Origin of the sequence: Parabacteroides sp. 20_3 (genome assembly GCF_964238835.1) — a bacterium.
Taxonomy (GTDB): domain Bacteria; phylum Bacteroidota; class Bacteroidia; order Bacteroidales; family Tannerellaceae; genus Parabacteroides; species Parabacteroides distasonis.
This window is the reverse complement of the sequence record NZ_CAXSNO010000006.1, coordinates 283139-300808: the sequence shown is the minus strand read 5'-3', so window position 1 is coordinate 300808 and position 17670 is coordinate 283139. Positions and strand designations below refer to the sequence as shown.

14 protein-coding genes are annotated in these 17670 nt (G+C 43.7%); 10 read left to right on the top strand and 4 right to left on the bottom strand.

What is annotated here, in order from left to right; genetic code table 11:
- Together ACESPU_RS14240 and ACESPU_RS14235 are read right to left on the bottom strand one after the other, a co-directional pair.
- Window positions 1–435 carry a dCMP deaminase family protein gene (locus ACESPU_RS14240; RefSeq protein WP_008778036.1) on the bottom strand — a complete coding sequence of 145 codons (435 nt, stop codon included), beginning with the start codon at window positions 433–435 and terminating at the stop codon, window positions 1–3.
- An 80-nt stretch (window positions 436–515) separates the two neighbouring features.
- Window positions 516–2615 (bottom strand): M3 family metallopeptidase, encoded by a 2100-nt coding sequence (locus ACESPU_RS14235; protein WP_008780785.1) that lies wholly within the window; start codon window positions 2613–2615, stop codon window positions 516–518.
- Between the two features lie 406 nt (window positions 2616–3021).
- Between ACESPU_RS14235 and ACESPU_RS14230 the strand changes: the two genes are divergently transcribed.
- Genes ACESPU_RS14230 through ACESPU_RS14220 form a run of 3 tightly spaced genes read left to right on the top strand, consistent with a single transcriptional unit; the run spans window position 3022 to window position 7567 of the window.
- Complete coding sequence (locus tag ACESPU_RS14230; RefSeq protein ID WP_008774108.1) at window positions 3022–4956, top strand: glycogen debranching enzyme N-terminal domain-containing protein; 1935 nt, start codon at window positions 3022–3024, stop codon at window positions 4954–4956.
- A gap of 14 nt (window positions 4957–4970) precedes the next feature.
- Window positions 4971–6239 carry a glycosyltransferase gene (locus ACESPU_RS14225; protein ID WP_005865850.1) on the top strand — a complete coding sequence of 423 codons (1269 nt, stop codon included), beginning with the start codon at window positions 4971–4973 and terminating at the stop codon, window positions 6237–6239.
- Between the two features lie 35 nt (window positions 6240–6274).
- The gene (locus ACESPU_RS14220) at window positions 6275–7567 is read left to right on the top strand and encodes a glycoside hydrolase family 57 protein (RefSeq protein WP_005861616.1); all 1293 of its coding nucleotides are present in this window, start codon (window positions 6275–6277) and stop codon (window positions 7565–7567) included.
- Window positions 7568–7705: 138 nt separating this feature from the next.
- Here ACESPU_RS14220 and ACESPU_RS14215 read toward each other — a convergent pair whose 3' ends face one another.
- Together ACESPU_RS14215 and ACESPU_RS14210 are read right to left on the bottom strand one after the other, a co-directional pair.
- Complete coding sequence (locus ACESPU_RS14215) at window positions 7706–9082, bottom strand: DUF4270 domain-containing protein (protein ID WP_122114963.1); 1377 nt, start codon at window positions 9080–9082, stop codon at window positions 7706–7708.
- An 11-nt stretch (window positions 9083–9093) separates the two neighbouring features.
- Window positions 9094–9918 carry a glycogen/starch synthase gene (locus ACESPU_RS14210; RefSeq protein ID WP_005861620.1) on the bottom strand — a complete coding sequence of 275 codons (825 nt, stop codon included), beginning with the start codon at window positions 9916–9918 and terminating at the stop codon, window positions 9094–9096.
- 100 nt (window positions 9919–10018) lie between these two features.
- Here ACESPU_RS14210 and panC point away from each other — a divergent pair, with 100 nt between their 5' ends.
- The 7 genes from panC to folD all read left to right on the top strand — a co-directional run bounded on the left by panC (window position 10019) and on the right by folD (window position 17572).
- Window positions 10019–10858, top strand: coding sequence for a pantoate--beta-alanine ligase (gene panC, locus ACESPU_RS14205; RefSeq protein WP_122114962.1), 840 nt, complete (start codon window positions 10019–10021; stop codon window positions 10856–10858).
- 13 nt (window positions 10859–10871) lie between these two features.
- Window positions 10872–11222: an aspartate 1-decarboxylase gene (panD, locus tag ACESPU_RS14200; protein ID WP_005861624.1), complete on the top strand. Its 351-nt coding sequence runs from the start codon at window positions 10872–10874 to the stop codon at window positions 11220–11222.
- A 98-nt stretch (window positions 11223–11320) separates the two neighbouring features.
- On the top strand, window positions 11321–12643 hold the full coding sequence (locus tag ACESPU_RS14195; RefSeq protein ID WP_122114970.1) for an MATE family efflux transporter: 1323 nt from the start codon (window positions 11321–11323) through the stop codon (window positions 12641–12643).
- 142 nt (window positions 12644–12785) lie between these two features.
- Complete coding sequence (locus tag ACESPU_RS14190; RefSeq protein ID WP_005865860.1) at window positions 12786–13223, top strand: Fur family transcriptional regulator; 438 nt, start codon at window positions 12786–12788, stop codon at window positions 13221–13223.
- A gap of 80 nt (window positions 13224–13303) precedes the next feature.
- A complete protein-coding gene (locus tag ACESPU_RS14185) occupies window positions 13304–15214 on the top strand; it encodes a heavy metal translocating P-type ATPase (protein WP_057327079.1) in 1911 nt (636 codons plus the stop codon).
- Window positions 15215–15315: 101 nt separating this feature from the next.
- Window positions 15316–16653 carry a signal recognition particle protein gene (ffh, locus tag ACESPU_RS14180; protein ID WP_005861632.1) on the top strand — a complete coding sequence of 446 codons (1338 nt, stop codon included), beginning with the start codon at window positions 15316–15318 and terminating at the stop codon, window positions 16651–16653.
- A gap of 22 nt (window positions 16654–16675) precedes the next feature.
- Complete coding sequence (folD, locus tag ACESPU_RS14175) at window positions 16676–17572, top strand: bifunctional methylenetetrahydrofolate dehydrogenase/methenyltetrahydrofolate cyclohydrolase FolD (RefSeq protein ID WP_005865864.1); 897 nt, start codon at window positions 16676–16678, stop codon at window positions 17570–17572.
- Window positions 17573–17670: the final 98 nt, after the last annotated feature.

Sequence of the window (17670 nt, the reverse complement as noted above, 5' to 3'; positions counted from 1 at the left end):
TTATTCGTTCAAATCTATATAATCTACTATGATACCGGCACGCTTCAATAATTCACAGCCGTCTGCTATTCGATAATTCTCGGAATAGACCACTCGCTTGATCCCGGATTGTATGATTAATTTCGCGCATTCAATGCAAGGGGAGGAGGTAACATAAATGGTCGCTCCTTTACTGCTGTTCGATGAGGCTGCCACTTTTGTGATGGCGTTAGCCTCCGCATGTAGAACATAAGGCTTGGTGACATTATTCTCGTCTTCGCAAACATTTTCAAAACCGGCGGGTGTTCCATTGTATCCGTCGGATATGATCATTTTATCTTTTACTAATAATGCGCCCACTTGGCGTCGTTTACAGTACGAATTCTCGGCCCAGATAGCGGCCATTCGCAGGTAACGTTTATCTAATTCGTGCTGTTTTTCTGTTTTCTCGCACATTTGTTTACTCTTTTGTCTTTTAATCCAGACACAAAGGTAGTGATTATTTAGATTTACCGGGCGATAAGCCCGGTAAATTATTACTTCTTAATACCATTACGGATTAATAAGGCGTCTATCGTAGGCTCTTGTCCACGGAAACGCTTGTATAACACGGCGGGATCTTCTGTACCACCTTTGGATAAGATATTGTCACGGAAAGATTTAGCGACCTCTTTGTTGAAGATTCCTTTCGATTTGAAAACGGAGAAAGCATCGGCATCTAATACCTCGGCCCATTTATATCCGTAATAGCCTGCCGCATATCCTCCGGAGAAGATATGTCCGAAGCTTGTGCCCATCAAGGCTTCCGGTACTTCCGGCATGATTACGGTCGGAGCCCAAGCTTTTTTCTCGAATGCCGCTACGTCACCGTCGAAAGGTTGCTCCAACGTATGCCATGCCATATCCAGCAAGCCAAAGCTTAATTGGCGGCAGCAAAGGTAGCCGGCGTTGAAGTTAGAGGCGTTTACCAAGCTTTGTATCATCTCTTGCGGGATTTTCTCTCCGGTCTGGTAATGAACGGCGATCTGATCTAAGAACTCTTTTTCAGTCAACCAGTTCTCCATGATCTGGGAAGGTAATTCTACGAAATCACGATAAACGCTGGTTCCCGAAAGGCTGGAATATGTTCCTTGCGCTAGCATGCCGTGCAAGGAGTGCCCGAACTCATGCAAGAGCGTGTTCACCTCGTCGAAACTTAACAAAGAGGGCTTCGTGTCTGTCGGACGGGTAAAGTTCATCACGATAACGATCTGAGGACGGCTATCTTTTCCGTCTTTATCTTTGTATTGAGCCTTGATATTGTTCATCCAAGCGCCGGATTGTTTTCCGTCACGAGGGAAGAAGTCCGTGTAAAGGATCGCTAGAAACTTGCCATCAGCATCGTATACCTCGTAAGCGTCTACTTCCGGATGATAAACCGGGATTTTCTTGTTTTCCTTAAAGGTGATACCGTAGAGCTGGGTAGCTAATCCGAATACGCCTTTCTTTACGTTGCTTAACTCGAAATAAGGGCGAGTCATCTCGTCGTTTACCTTGAAGCGGATATCCCGTAACTTCTCGGAATAATAACTCCAGTCCCAAGGCATAACGGTGATATTCTCTTTCTCTGTACCTAATGCGAATCCTTCTACTGCATTGTATTCATTGATCGCTATCGGTTTATAAGCTTCGAGTAACTGATTCAATAATTTGTATACGTTCGCTGAGTTTTTAGCCATCGTGTGTTCCAGCGCATATTCGGCGTAATTCTTGAATCCCATCAACTGGGCGATCTCTAGGCGGATATTAACGATCTTTTTGATAATGTCCTTATTGTCGAACTCATCCCCTTTATTTCCTACGCTCATGTATTCACGATACATTTTTTCTCGCAAATCACGCTTGTCGGAATAACGCATAAATGGAATGTAACTCGGAGCCGAGAGATTGAATAACCATCCGTTTTTATCTTTACTTTTGGCTAACATGGCCGCTGCGTCACGAGCACTTTCGGGTAAGCCGGATAGTTCGTTCTCGTCCGTTATTAGTAATTCGAACCGGTTTTTATCTTTCAAGGCGTTTTGATCGAACTGCAAGGTTAACATGCTTAGGTCCATACTTAGCTTGCGGTATTTTTCCTTGTCATCTTTATTTAACGTAGCCCCATTCGCTTTAAACGACTCGTAAAGGTCTTCCAGCAATTTAGCATCCTCGGTAGAAAGGTTCAATTGTTCTTTTTTATCATAGATTGATTTGACCCGAGCAAGTAGCTTCTCATTTAAGAAGATGTTATTGGATGTCTGGGATAACTTCGGGGAGACACGTTGCGAGATTTCCATCATTTCGTCGTTAGCCTCTGCCCCTAATACATTAAAAAAAACAGAAGAGACTGTTTCTAATAATTTGCCGCTACGTTCCAGAGCTACTACCGTATTCTCAAAAGTAGCCGGTTGCGGGTTATTGGCGATCTCTTGCACCTCTTTTTCCATTTGCTTGATTCCTTCGTCGAAAGCGGGCTCATAATGCTCGATCTTGATCTTATCGAAAGGAGGGGTCTCGAACGGTGTTTTAAACTTCCCGAAGAAAGGGTTATTTGCTGCGTGTGTCATTTGAATTGCGCTTAATAAAATTACTACATTATATAATAACTTCCTCATATTAAAAATTGTTTGAAAATTTCCGCAAAGGTAGGCATTTTAATCACAGGAACATTATAGGCATCTGTTTTTATATTCAGATTGATTTAAAATGAAAAATAGAACATTTCCTATGACTAAACCGAGGCTTGTTTTCGGGGGGCTGTACCTTGATTTTGAGCTTTGATGAATATGATAATAGGATTGATTTAACAAAAATTTATATGTTTGAAAACACTCCTTTAGAGCACCTTTCTTTTTAAAGCCTTGATCTATAAGTTTATCGTAGAAGAAGGATGCCTTTTTTTCTAAATAAATATAAAAGACAGTTTGTTTTTTTAGTTATTAAATAATACTTTTGATTCTCAGAAACGAAAATAATTTCATTTTGATATTAAAGAAAGTAACTTAAAACCCAAATACACATATGAGTTATCTTAAATTTGACAAAACAGTAATGATAAACCTGGAAGAGTCGCTGACTCGTGAGGTGCTTCGAACCAACCGTTTGGGAGCCTATCACTGCACTACTGTTGTTGATTGTAATACCAGGAAATACCACGGACTACTCGTTATGCCTGTGCCTGCGATTGATGATGACAACCATGTGTTACTGTCTTCTTTTGATGAGACGGTAATTCAACATGGTGCCGAATTTAATCTTGGGTTGCATAAATATGCAGGCGATAATTTCAGTCCCAAGGGACATAAGTACATCCGCGAGTATAGCTCAGAGACAGTACCTCGTACGCTTTACCGTGTAGGAGGTGTGATCTTCTCGAAAGAGAAAGTGTTTTCCATGTACGAGAATCGTATCATGATTAAGTATACGTTGGAAGATGCTCATTCCGCTACGACCTTACGTTTCCGTCCTTTCCTCGCTTTCCGTAGCGTGAAGAACTTAACGCAAGCCAATGGTAACGTGAACCAATCTTACGAGGAAGTCACAAACGGAATCAAGACATGTATGTATCCCGGTTATCCGGAACTGTATATGCAATTTAACAAGAAAGTTAAATTTGTGTATGAGCCGTATTGGTACAATGGCATCGAGTATCCGAAAGAACAAGAGAGGGGATATCCTTATCAGGAGGATTTGTATGTTCCCGGATATTTCGAGGTCCCTATCAAAAAAGGGGAGACTATTATTTTCAGCGCTGGCGATAGTGCAGTGGCAACTACCCGCTTGAAGGCACTGTATGAGAATGAGGTCGTAGCTCGTACACCTCGTACTAGCTTCTTCAATTGCTTGAAGAATTCCGCTCAGCAATTTTATTTTCGTCCCAAGGAAGACGACGCTTATCTATTAGCGGGCTATCCATGGTTTAAAGTACGTGCGAGAGATTTGTTCGTAGCTCTTCCGGGTAGTACGTTGTCTATCGATGATCCGGTTCGTTTTGAGAAGATCATGCATACGGCGATGCCGGCGATGCGGGCGTATATGGCGAATGGGCGTTTCGATGCGGTAATTCGTGAGATCGAGCATCCGGATGTCTTTTTATGGGCGATCTGGGCGATCCAACAGTATGCTAAACATGAGGGCGTTGAAAAGGCACGTGAGCTATACGGCGATTTCGTGAAAGAGGTTATCGATTATATACGGGACCAGAAACATCCCGATATGAAATTGATGGAGAATGGTTTACTTTTCGCTAATGGAAAAGATAAGGCGATTACTTGGATGAATTCTACCGTAAACGGAAAACCTGTCGTAACTCGTTCCGGTTATATAGTGGAATTTAACGCTCTTTGGTATAATGCTCTTTGTTTCTATACGGAATTGATGGGGGGAGTACCTGTCGAGGGTATTGATCCGATTATCAAGTCGATGGATAAATCGTTCCCGGAAACCTTTGTGAACGGGTATAATTATTTGTTCGATTCCGTGAATGGTTCTACGGTAGATTGGAGCGTACGGCCTAATATGATTTTCGCTGTGGCATTGCCTTATTCCCCATTGACGAGGATGCAGAAACGTGCCGTGGTGGATATCGTGACGAAAGAGTTGCTTACCCCGAAGGGTTTGCGTTCCTTGAGTCCGAAGAGCGAAGGATATCGCCCGTATTATGTAGGGCCGCAATATGAACGTGATTTGGCTTATCACCAAGGTACTGCTTGGCCGTGGTTGTTAGGCGCCTATTTAGAAGCTTATTTGCGTGTATTTGGAAAGAGTGGCGTTGCTTTTGCTGAACGTATGTTGATAAGCTTAGAGGAGGAGATGTCATTGCATTGTATAGGAACGATCCCGGAATTGTTTGATGGTAACCCGCCGTTTACCGGACGTGGAGCTGTCTCATTTGCGATGAACGTTGCTGCTATCCTCCGTGTTGTGGATTTGTTGAAGAAGTATAACGCCGAATAAAACTAAGTACCATTATGAAAGCATTAATGTTTGGATGGGAATTTCCTCCTCATATCTTGGGCGGTTTAGGAACGGCCAGTTTCGGTTTGACACGAGGCATGGCAATGCAGCCCGATATGGATATTACTTTTTGTATACCGAAGCCCTGGGGCGATGAAGACCAGAGCTTTCTAAAGATAGTGGGTGTCAACCAAGTTCCGATTGTTTGGAAGGATGTTGACCGTGAATATGTGCAGCAACGGGTTTCCAAAGCGGGAATGAACGCTGACCAGTATTATAAGTACAGGGATCATATTTATGCGGATTTCAGTTATCGTCATGTGACTGATTTAGGGTGCCTTGAGTTCTCCGGACGTTATCCGGATAACTTGCTGGAAGAGATTAATAACTATTCGATCGTGGCAGGCGTGATCGCTCGTACGGAAGAGTATGATATCATCCATGCGCACGACTGGTTAACTTATCCGGCGGGTATTCACGCTAAAAATGTGAGTGGTAAGCCTTTGGTCATCCATGTTCATGCTACGGATTATGATCGTAGTCGTGGTAATGTGAATCCGGATGTCTATGCGATTGAGAAGAATGGTATGGACAATGCAGACCATATCATAACGGTGAGTAATTTGACTCGTCAGACGGTGATTGAGAAATATCATCAAGATCCCTCTAAGGTAACGACCGTACATAACGCCGTAGAGCCTTTAAGTCCTGAGATTTTAGCGATCCCAGATAAAAAGGGTGTAAAGGATAAGGTTATTACATTCTTAGGTCGTATCACGATGCAGAAAGGGCCGGAATATTTCGTTGAGGCTGCCGCCAAGGTTTTGGCTAAGGCTCCTTATGCACGTTTCGTGATGGCTGGTAGTGGTGATATGATGGATCAAATGATTCGTTTGGCCGCAGCACGTAATATTTCAGATCGTTTCCACTTTACCGGATTTATGAAGGGCAAGCAGGTCTATGAGGTGTTGAAAGCCAGTGACGTATATGTGATGCCTTCGGTTTCTGAGCCTTTTGGTATCTCTCCGTTGGAAGCCATGCAATGTGGTGTACCCTCTATCATTTCTAAACAATCCGGTTGCGCCGAGATCTTGGATTATGCGATTAAGGTGGATTATTGGGATATTGAGGCGTTAGCGGATGCCATGTATTCTATTATTACTTATCCTGCCATGCATGAGTTCTTGAAAGTGGAAGGTAAGAAAGAGGTGGATAATATCAAATGGGAATATGCCGGACAAAAGGTTCGTCGTATTTACGACAATGTGATAGGTAACAAATAAATTAACGACAAGACAAAAATAAAACAAACAATATTATGAAAACGATCTGCTTTTATTTTCAAATACATCAGCCGTTCCGTTTAAAAAGATATCGCTTCTTCGATATAGGTAACGACCATTACTATTACGATGATTTCCAGAATGAGGAGATTATCCATCGTATAGCTGAACAGTGTTACTTGCCGGCTAACCGGACTATTTTGGAGATGATTAAGACCAGTGGTGGTAAGTTTAAGGTAGCGTTCTCTATTTCCGGCGTAGCGTTGGAGCAGATGGAGATTTATACTCCGGAAGTGATCGATAGCTTTAAGGAATTGGCGGCTACGGGGAATGTGGAATTCTTGTCTGAGACTTATGCTCATTCTCTTTCTTCCTTGGGAGATCCGGAGGAGTTCAAGCATCAAGTAAAGAAACAAGAAGATAAGATCAAGACTTTATTCGGGGTTAAACCGAAAGTGTTCCGTAATACGGAGTTGATTTACTCGGATGATATTTCCGCTATGGTTTCTGAGATGGGCTATAAGGGAATGTTGACGGAGGGTGCTAAGCATATCTTAGGTTGGAAGAGTCCGAACTATATGTATTCTTCTTGCGTAGCTCCGAAGTTGAGCTTATTATTGAAGAATGACCGTTTCAGCGAGGATTTATCGAACCGTTTCAGTGATTATAGTTGGAATGAATATCCTTTGACAGCCGATAAGTATATGTCATGGATTGCTGCTACTCCGGATTCAGAGCAAATCATTAATTTGTTTATGAATTATGAGGTGCTGGGATCTTTGCATCCAGCTTCAACCGGTATTTTTGAGTTCTTCAAGGCTTTGCCTCGTTTTGCCGCGGATAAGGGGATTAGTTTCTCTACTCCATCGGAAGTATTTACATTGATCAAGCCGGTAGACTCTATCTCCGTTCCTTATCCGATCTCTTGGGTAGATGAGGAGAGAGATTGTAGTTCTTGGTTAGGAAATGTATTGCAGCAGGAAGCGTTCCGTAAGATTAACGAGATCGGTGAACGTGTTCGTTTGTCTCAGACTCGTCGTATCCGTCAGGACTGGTACTATCTGCAGAGCAGTGACCATTTCTATTATATGAGTACAAAGCATATGGGACAGGGAGGCTTTAGCCCTTACGATAATCCGTATGACGCATTTAATAACTATATGAATGTTCTTTCCGATTTCATTGTTCGTGTGAATGCGGAATTCCCGGAGAATATAGAGAATGAGGAATTGAATTCATTGCTTTCTACGATTAAGAATCAAGGAGAGGAAATCGAGAGTCTACAGAAAGAATTAGATAAATTAAAAAAGAAGGCGGCGAAGAAATAAGTCGTTAATTGATTTGACTAGACTATTTTTGGAGAGTGACGGGTCCTTTTAGGGACCCGTTATTTTTTGCCTTAGAGATACGGATATAAAAAAAGCGAGATGAAAAACATCTCGCTTTTTTATTATATAGATTCTTTGCTATCTGACATATTTACATGATGTAATACCAATTTTCATCACCTCTTCATCCTTTCGTATCTTTACACCTGAGGGAGCTAGATAATTCGTGATGGCTGTTGTAACAACTGTACTTTGACCGTAACTGTTGCCTGTGGTCGTTGTCCGTTGAACAGGGATAAGAAGTAAACTCAAATCTTTGTCCGGATTATTCTCCATCTGATATTTTAATAAATTGGCAAGATTCGGGAATGAGTACGTACGAGTAGTCGCATCGTAAGCATTGGATAGAAACGAGGTTACATTATTGTCAATCTGACTACCCTCAAAGAAACTTTTTACCGAATCCTCTGGCAATATTAATAGATAAGGAGGAGGAGCCAATGCATATTGCCAATCTTCTTGCGGCATCGCTTTTAACTCGAGTGGTAAATTATTCACGATACGCTCTTTCATGATCGGAGTGATTTCCTTTGTCGGAAGAACAATGCGTGTACAAACGCCGGCAGGAGTCTTAAAGAATGCATAGCTGTCGTTCGGTTGTAGCAATTGACTCATATCCGTATTTTTGAAACGACTTAGCTGAATGACCTCTTTAGTGACGGAGAAAGCTTCCCACGTGGTTATTAAAGAGTCTTTTCCTGCTGTGCTTTTAACCGCATAATTATAATATATCTTAAGGACAGAGCTAGCCACGGACAATATATTACCACTACCGAAGGTAGTTGTTACATAAAGCCCCGGGAAAAACTCATTGAAAGTTTCTTGATTCTTGAATGTACCCGGATTATTAATCGTTTCATCATAAAATTTTTGTCCGAACTCAGTAGGCATTTTAATGCTTACATGAGGGCTGTAACCATCAGAGTTTCTAAGGGAGTCGGATATACTTGTGTTATAAGCTGTATAAGCTTGAGCACCCATTGACTCTTGCATATTGCAATATTGCTTAGGGTCAATATTTGTATAAAAATTCTTTTGTAACGGACTTGTAATTTTAAAGATCTCCGCACGCATAGGCGCCAAGGAGTCTCCTACCCATACACCGTTTTTATTGGAACCATTATAATATATATTGAATTCCACCGAATCAATTTTTCCCTCATAAGGTGTATGCGCAAATTGAAAATCACTCGGACAATAGAATTGGCACATATAATCCGATACAAGGTTACCATACAGCGGATCGTAGAGTTCACCCAACTGGGCGCTAGTAGACCTTGCGTAAATAGAATCTAATTGCACCGTAGTGGCTTGTATCTGGAACGTGTCCATATATACCGCAATTGTATCGTCGCCTGGCTGAATACTTGTTCCTATCGAACTAAAATCATCATTACACCCGGCCAAAATGCTAGCACCAAGGCCAAGTCCAAGTATTAAAAGCTTGATTTTCATTACTACATTTATTATTTCGTGTTAGAATCCAATACCACGTCGTAGAACTTATTGAACTCGTCCATATAAGTTTCCGGTGACTGATAGGGAAGGAAAGGAGTATCTTTCTTGGCAGAGATATAATCAAGGACTTCTTGATTGATCGTCTCGCTACCTTGGATTACACCATCAGCGAAATCAATCGCTAATTTGGTTAGGCCCACAAAACTTGTATCTGCCTTGATTAACTTCAAGTCAGCTTCTTTGGCTCCGTCCGCCTTCAGTTTTGTCGCGAAATCTTTGTTTAGCGGGTTCTTGAAGTCATCGTTGTAGATCGAATAAACGATTTTCGCGTTACGCAGGCACGGGTCATCGGCATACATTCTCTTGATGTAAAGAGCCGTTAACGCTGACATCCAGCCATGGCAATGGATTACATCAGGAATCCAACGCAATTTTTTTACGGTTTCCAATACTCCGCGTACATAGAAGATCGAACGATCGTCATTATCTTCATACTCATTTCCATTCTCATCGCTGACCGTGGATTTCCGTTGGAAGAAATCCTCGTTGTCAATAAAGTAAACCTGCATCCGGGCCGATTGAATGGATGCTACCTTAATGATCAGAGGATGGTCCGTGTCGTCAATAATAAGATTCATACCAGACAGACGGATAACCTCGTGCAACTGATTGCGGCGCTCGTTGATATTTCCGAATTTTGGCATGAATGTCCTGATTTCGCGACCACGCTCCTGAATTCCTTGCGGCAAATTTCTACATATTGTCGCGATCTCGGATTCGGGAAGGTAGGGAGTGATTTCTTGGGCTATAAACAAGATTTTTTTTGCATCCATTCTGTAAACTAGTTTTATAAAGACGCTACAAAGATACGAAAAATCTTTTATTTACGGTAATTATTTAGTTGCTTTGCACCGTCAATTAAGCATCTATCTGATGAAAATAGTAAATAGTATTAAAGATTTGAAGGCTTATCTTGCTGAGGCAAAGCAGGATAATAAGAAAATTGGCTTTGTTCCTACCATGGGAGCACTGCATAATGGACATCTTAGCTTGGTACAACATTGCGTGAAAAACAATGATGTATGTGTAGTCAGTGTTTTTGTAAATCCAACCCAATTTAATGACAAACACGACTTGGAAACGTATCCCCGTACGTTGGAGGCTGATTGTGCGTTATTAGAATCTGCCGGTTGTGACTATGTATTCGCTCCCTCTGTAGAAGAGATGTATCCGGAGCCAGATACCCGTACGTTTGATTTGGGAACGGTATCTGAGGTAATGGAAGGCGCTAAGCGTCCGGGGCATTTTAACGGTGTAGCGCAGGTAGTAAGTAAGTTGTTCTATATCGTAGAGCCGGATAACGCTTATTTCGGGGAAAAGGATTTCCAGCAGATCGCTGTGATCCGGGCGATGGTGAGACAATTGAATATCCCTGTAACGATCAATGCTTGCCCGATCGTTCGTGAGGGCGATGGCTTGGCCTTGAGTAGCCGGAATACCCGTTTGACACCGGAACAACGTCAAAAAGCTCCGTTAATTGCTCGTACGTTAAAAGAAAGTACTACCTTTGTGCCCGAAAAAAGCGTACAAGAGGTGATTGACTATGTTGTCAATACGATTAATAGCGATCCTGTCATGGAAGTTGAGTACTACGAGATCGTAGATGGCAATACGTTAGAGTCTATCAAGAACTGGTCGGATACCGATTATCCGGTAGGTTGCATCACGGTATATTGCGGAGAGGTACGTTTGATCGACAATATCAAATACTAATTATAAGTCATACATGTTTATAGAGGTAGTAAAGTCAAAAATTCACCGGGTAACGGTAACGGAAGCTAACTTAAACTATATCGGTAGCATCACTATCGACGAGGATTTGTTGGACGCCGCTAATTTGATCGCGAACGAGAAGGTCTCGATCGTGAATAATAATAACGGAGAACGTTTTGAGACGTATATTATCAAGGGCGAACGTGGCTCGGGAGTAGTTTGCTTGAACGGAGCGGCTGCCCGTAAGGCTCAACCCGGAGATATTATTATCGTTATGTCGTATGCCATGATGGATTTCGAGGAGGCGAAAACATTCAAGCCTTCCGTGGTATTTCCCGATACGGCGACAAATAAGTTGATATAGTAGACACTAGACTTTGTAGAGATCTCTAATCATAAGAAAAGCTCGTCGGGATGCGGCGGGCTTTTTTTATCTTCATAAATTTAAGTAATAAGCGAGTTATGTACACGAACAGGAATATATGGAATGTTAGCTACCCGATCTTTTTGAGCTTGTTGGCGCAAAACGTGATAAACGTGACTGATACGGCTTTTCTAGGTAGGGTTGGTGAAGTCGAGTTGGGGGCTTCCGCTATGGGAGGACTTTATTATATCTGCGCTTTTACGATCGCCTTCGGTTTTAGTACGGGATCTCAAATCGTGATTGGCCGTAGAAACGGAGAGGGACGTTATGACCAGATAGGGCCTGTCATGATACAAGGCGTTTTCTTCCTATTGTCGCTGGCTGCTATATTGTTCTTGTTTTCTCGTTTTTTCGCGGGAGACGTGATGCGTGTATTGATTTCTTCGGACGCTATCTTGAATGCCACGGAGGAATTTTTGGATTGGCGTGTGTTTGGCTTCTTCTTCTCTTTCGTGAACGTGATGTTCCGAGCTCTTTTTATTGGTATTACCCGTACAAAGGTGTTGACATTGAACGCTGTCTTGATGGCAATGACGAATGTCTTACTGGATTATCTTTTGATTTTCGGACATGCCGGATTTCCAAAGATGGGTATTCAAGGGGCGGCTATCGCTTCCGTCATAGCCGAGGCGGTATCGATTCTCTTTTTCGTGGTTTACACGAGACTTACCGTAGATATACGTAAATATGCGCTTAATCAGATTCGTTCTTTCGATTTTGGCTTGTTGAAACGGGTGCTGGATATTTCCGTGTTCACGATGCTGCAATATTTCTTGTCTATCGCTACTTGGTTTATGTTCTTTATCGCTGTGGAGCATTTGGGGCAACGGGAGTTGGCGGTGGCGAATATCGTACGTAGTATTTACGTCGTGATGTTGATTCCCGTTAATTCCTTGGCGACCACGACAAACACGTTCGTGAGTAATAGTATCGGGGCGGGAGCGATCAATCAAGTTATACCGACTATCTGGAAGATCTGTAAGTTATCGTTGGGCATTATGGTCGTGTTTGCCGCTATTGTCAGTTTGATGCCGGGATGGGTCGTGTCTGTTTATACGAATGACGCTTCATTAGTGGCGGCCTCGGTTCCATCCGTCTACGTGATTGTCGGTTCTTTATTGATCGGATCGGTTGCTAATGTGGCGTTCAACGGGGTGTCGGGTACGGGAAATACACGTTCTGCGCTTTTTATGGAAGCGGTGGTATTGATTCTGTATGTGCTTTTTGTATATGTCGCGGGGATGCGTTTGCGTTTGCCGGTAGCCGTATGCTTCTTGACAGAGGCTATTTACTATAGTGGATTGCTCGTCGCTAGCGTAATCTATTTAAAGAAAGCCTCTTGGCAAAATAAAAGAATATAAGTATATGAGGGGAAAAAACACGTACGTCTTTTTTCGAAAACACGTACGTGAATTCTGAAAAACATGTACGTGTTTTTTTGAACTGTGAATATTGGGAAATTGTTCGTATTTTTGTATTGTAATCAAATAAGAAAGGTAACTCATGTCCACGAAGCAATGTGAAGATATGTTGGTAGGAAAAGGAGTACGGCCTACTGCCGCACGGATCCTTGTCTTGCAAAAATTATCAGAACGAACCAGCCCGGCTTCCCTGTTCGAATTGGAGGCGGAGTTGGAGACGTTGGATAAATCGACCATTTCCCGTTCATTGGCCTTGTTATTGGAACATCATGCGATCCATTCTTTCGAAGATGGTAGTGGCTCTATAAAATATGAGATATGCCAGAGCCGTTCGGAGACATGCCCAGTGGGTGATAGGCATATTCATTTTTTCTGCGAGGTATGCCGTAAAACCTCTTGTTTAAATAATATCAAGATCCCGGTCGCTCAATTGCCGGAAGGATATATAATGGATACCATTAATTATACGGTAAAGGGTGTTTGCCCATTGTGTAATAAGCGACGTTTTCAGAAACCCTGATAATTTGCAATCAAGTTGCAACTCCCTTCTCTTACCTTTGTACCGTAATCAAGAAGTAAATAATTAAAATAGATAAGATTATGAGTACAACATGTGGATGCGAACATTGCCATTCGCACGGAAGTTCCGGTTTATGGATGCCGACGGTTTCTTTCGTTTTGTTGGTGATAGGACTTATCGGGAAGTACTCGGGGATAAGTTGGTTTGCTGAGTCTTGGATAGAGGCCATTTGGTTTCTGGTCGCTTTTTTGCCGGTAGGACTTCCTGTTATGCGAGAAGCTTGGGAAGCGGCTTTGCGGAAAGACTTTTTTAGTGAGTTCTCGTTAATGGCGATCGCCTCGATCGGGGCGTTTTGTATTGGGGAGTATCCCGAGGCCGTAGCCGTGATGCTTTTCTATACGGTAGGAGAGAGGTTGCAACTTCTAGCCGTGAATAAAGCCTCGAAGAATATCAGTGACTTATTAGATGTCCGGCCGGAACGAACGGATGTATGGCGGACGGGTACATATATGAATGTATCTCCGAAGGATGTGAAAGTAGGCGAGCGGATCGAGGTGAAGCCCGGCGGACGTGTGCCTTTGGATGGCGTTTTATTGGAAGCCGAGGCACAGTTCGATACCTCGGCATTAACCGGGGAAAGTATGCCTCGTTCTATCCGTGAGGGTGAGGAGGTGCTTGCCGGAATGATCGTGCAGGGGCAGGCGGTACGTATACAAGTGAATCGGCCGTACGAGCAAAGTGCCTTGGCCCGTATTTTGGCTTTGGTGAAAGATGCCTCGGAGCGGAAAGCGCCGGCGGAATTGTTTATTCGGCGTTTCGCACGGATTTATACCCCAATCGTGATTCTTCTGTCGTTTCTAATCGTGTCGGTTCCTGCTTTGGTAGGGATGGTGACGCCTTCTTTCCTGTATGTTTTCTCGGATTGGTTATATAGGGGATTGGTTTTCTTGGTTATTTCTTGTCCTTGTGCCTTGGTTATAAGTGTTCCGCTCGGGTATTTCGGTGGTATAGGCGCCGCTTCTCGTGCCGGGATATTATTTAAGGGCGGTAATTATTTAGATGCGATCACACGGGTAAATACGGTAGCGTTCGATAAGACCGGTACATTGACTACCGGGCGTTTTGAGGTCACAACGGTGGAAAGCACGGAGATCCCGGTTTCTGATCTTTTGAGTATTTTGTTATCAGTAGAGCGGAAAAGTACCCATCCGGTAGCGCAGGCTGTAGTTCGCTATGCGGAAAAACAAGATAGCGTGCCGATGGAAATCACTGACATGCGGGAATTGGCAGGGCATGGTGTCGAGGCTATCGTGAACGGTCGGCAGGTGCTTGTCGGTAACATTCGTTTATTGGCCGAACGTGATATTCCTGTCCCGAAGGAATTATCCGATAGTGTTTCTACCGTGGTGGTTTGTGCGATCGATGGGAAATATGCGGGGCATCTTCTCCTTTCGGATACCTTGAAGAAGGATGCCGTGGATGCGATTCGTCGGTTAAAGGATCTGGATGTTAAAGATATTTGCTTGTTGTCCGGGGATAAGCAAGAGATCGTGAATCAATTCGCTGAGCGTTTGGGTGTCGATAAAGCGTATGGTAATCTGCTGCCGGAGGATAAAGCCGCTTATATAGAGCGATTAACGGCGGAGCCGGATAAGTCGGTTGCCTTTGTGGGCGATGGGATGAACGATGCGCCGGTACTGGCTTTAAGTGATGTCGGTATTGCGATGGGTGGATTGGGATCGGATGCGGCCATCGAGAGCGCGGACGTGGTTATCCAAACGGACCAGCCCTCTAAAGTAGCGGAAGCTATTTCTATCGGACGTGCTACCCGGAATATCGTCCGTCAGAATATCGTGGGATCTATTGGCGTGAAGGTGATAGTCCTTGTGGCGGGAGCCTTCGGTTTTGCCACGCTTTGGGAAGCTGTTTTCGCGGATGTAGGCGTATCTTTGCTGGCGGTTCTTAATTCGATCCGTATACTAAAACGTTGAGAAGTGAAGAATTTCGAGATCGCTTTCATCGCATACTCATCTCTTTTTCGTACCTTTGCCCCTTAATCCAGTAGAAAATAATATAAATACACATACGAATTATGTTTGAGAACTTAAGCGAAAGGTTAGACAGATCGTTTAAACTGTTGAAGGGCGAAGGCAAGATTACCGAGATCAATGTGGCGGAAACATTGAAGGATGTGCGTAAAGCGTTGTTGGATGCCGACGTCAATTATAAGGTTGCCAAGAGTTTTACGGATACGGTAAAAGAGAAGGCTTTAGGACAGAACGTGCTTACATCGGTTAAGCCTAGTCAGTTGATGGTTAAGATTGTTCACGATGAGTTGGCCAGCTTGATGGGAGGTACGGCAGTCGACGTGAATTTGCAGGGAAATCCCGCCATTATATTGATGTCCGGTTTGCAAGGTTCGGGTAAGACTACTTTCACTGGTAAACTAGCGTCTTTATTAAAGACCAAGAAAAATAAGAAACCATTATTAGCCGCTTGCGACGTGTATCGTCCGGCAGCTATCGAGCAGTTGCGTGTAGTCGGAGAGCAGGTAGGTGTTCCGGTATACATGGAATTGGAGAATAAGAATCCGGTGGAGATCGCTATGAACGCTATCCGCGAGGCACGGGCTAAAGGCAATGACGTCGTGATCGTGGATACCGCCGGTCGTTTGGCTATCGATGAGCAGATGATGAACGAGATCGCCGCTATCAAGAGCGCTATCCAGCCGGATGAGACCTTGTTCGTGGTAGATGCCATGACGGGTCAGGATGCCGTGAATACCGCGAGGGAATTTAATGAGCGGCTGAACTTCGACGGCGTCGTACTTACGAAGTTGGATGGTGATACCCGTGGTGGTGCCGCTTTGTCGATCCGTACGGTTGTTGATAAGCCGATTAAGTTTGTCGGTACGGGCGAGAAGATGGATGCCTTGGATATTTTCCACCCAGAACGTATGGCGGATCGAATCTTAGGCATGGGTGATATCGTGTCTTTGGTGGAACGTGCGCAAGAGCAATATGACGAGGAAGAAGCGAAACGTTTGCAGAAGAAGATCGCTAAGAACCAGTTCGATTTTAACGACTTTATCTCCCAGATCCAACAGATCAAGAAGATGGGTAACTTGAAAGAGTTGGCATCCATGATCCCGGGTGTAGGAAAGGCATTGAAAGATGTGGATATCGATGATAACGCGTTCAAGAGTATCGAGGCTATCATTTATTCGATGACTCCGGATGAGCGCAGCAACCCGGCTATCTTGAATGGCTCACGCCGTCAGCGTATCGCTAAAGGTAGCGGTACGAGCATCCAGGAGGTGAACAAGCTGATCAAGCAATTTGATGAGACCCGTAAGATGATGCGTATGCTTACTTCCGCAAAGTCGGGGAAGATGAAGCTACCTTCGATGAAGCCTTCGTTCAGACGTTAATTAACAGGAGACAATCAATAATATGGAAGAACAACATTATCAATTGCTGGATGGTAAGGCCGTTTCCGCTCAGATGAAGAAGGAGATGGCTGAGGAGGTAGCCCAGATCAAGGCTGCCGGAGGTAAGATCCCTCACTTGGCTGCTATTTTGGTGGGCCATGACGGTGGTAGCGAGACTTATGTGGCTAGTAAAGTCAAGACTTGTCAGGAGATTGGTTTTAAGTCTACCTTAATTCGCTTTGAGGAGGATGTTACGGAGGAAGAATTGCTTCGTAAGGTCGATGAGTTAAATAATGATCCGGATGTGGATGGCTTTATCGTACAGCTTCCGCTTCCGAAACATATATCCGAGCAGAAGGTGATTGAGGCGATCGATTATCGTAAAGACGTGGACGGTTTCCATCCGATTAACGTGGGACGTATGTCTATCGGTTTGCCTTGTTTCGTATCGGCTACGCCTGCCGGTATCTTGGAATTATTGAAGCGTTATCATATCGAGACGCAAGGAAAGCATTGCGTGGTTTTGGGACGCAGCAATATTGTCGGCAAGCCGATGGCTACCTTGATGATGCAGAAATCTTATCCGGGCGATTGTACGGTGACCGTATGCCATAGCCGTTCTAAGAACTTGAAGGAGATGTGCTTGTCTGCTGATATTATTATCGTGGCTTTAGGTGTTCCTGAATTCTTGAAAGGGGATATGGTGAAGGAAGGCGCCGTGATCGTTGACGTGGGAACAACCCGTATGCCAAGCAGCGTAACCAAGAGCGGATTTAAGTTAACGGGAGATGTCTTGTTTAACGAGGTCGCTCCTAAATGTTCCTATATCACTCCGGTTCCGGGTGGCGTAGGGCCTATGACAATCATTTCTTTGATGCGTAACACATTGTTAGCGGGAAAGAAAGCGATCTATAAGTAAGTGGATGGATAAAAAAGTTCGCAAAAGGTTTGTGTAATCAGAATTTATACCTATCTTTGCGCCGTCTTAAAGGGAGAATCCTTTGAAAGGCGGATATG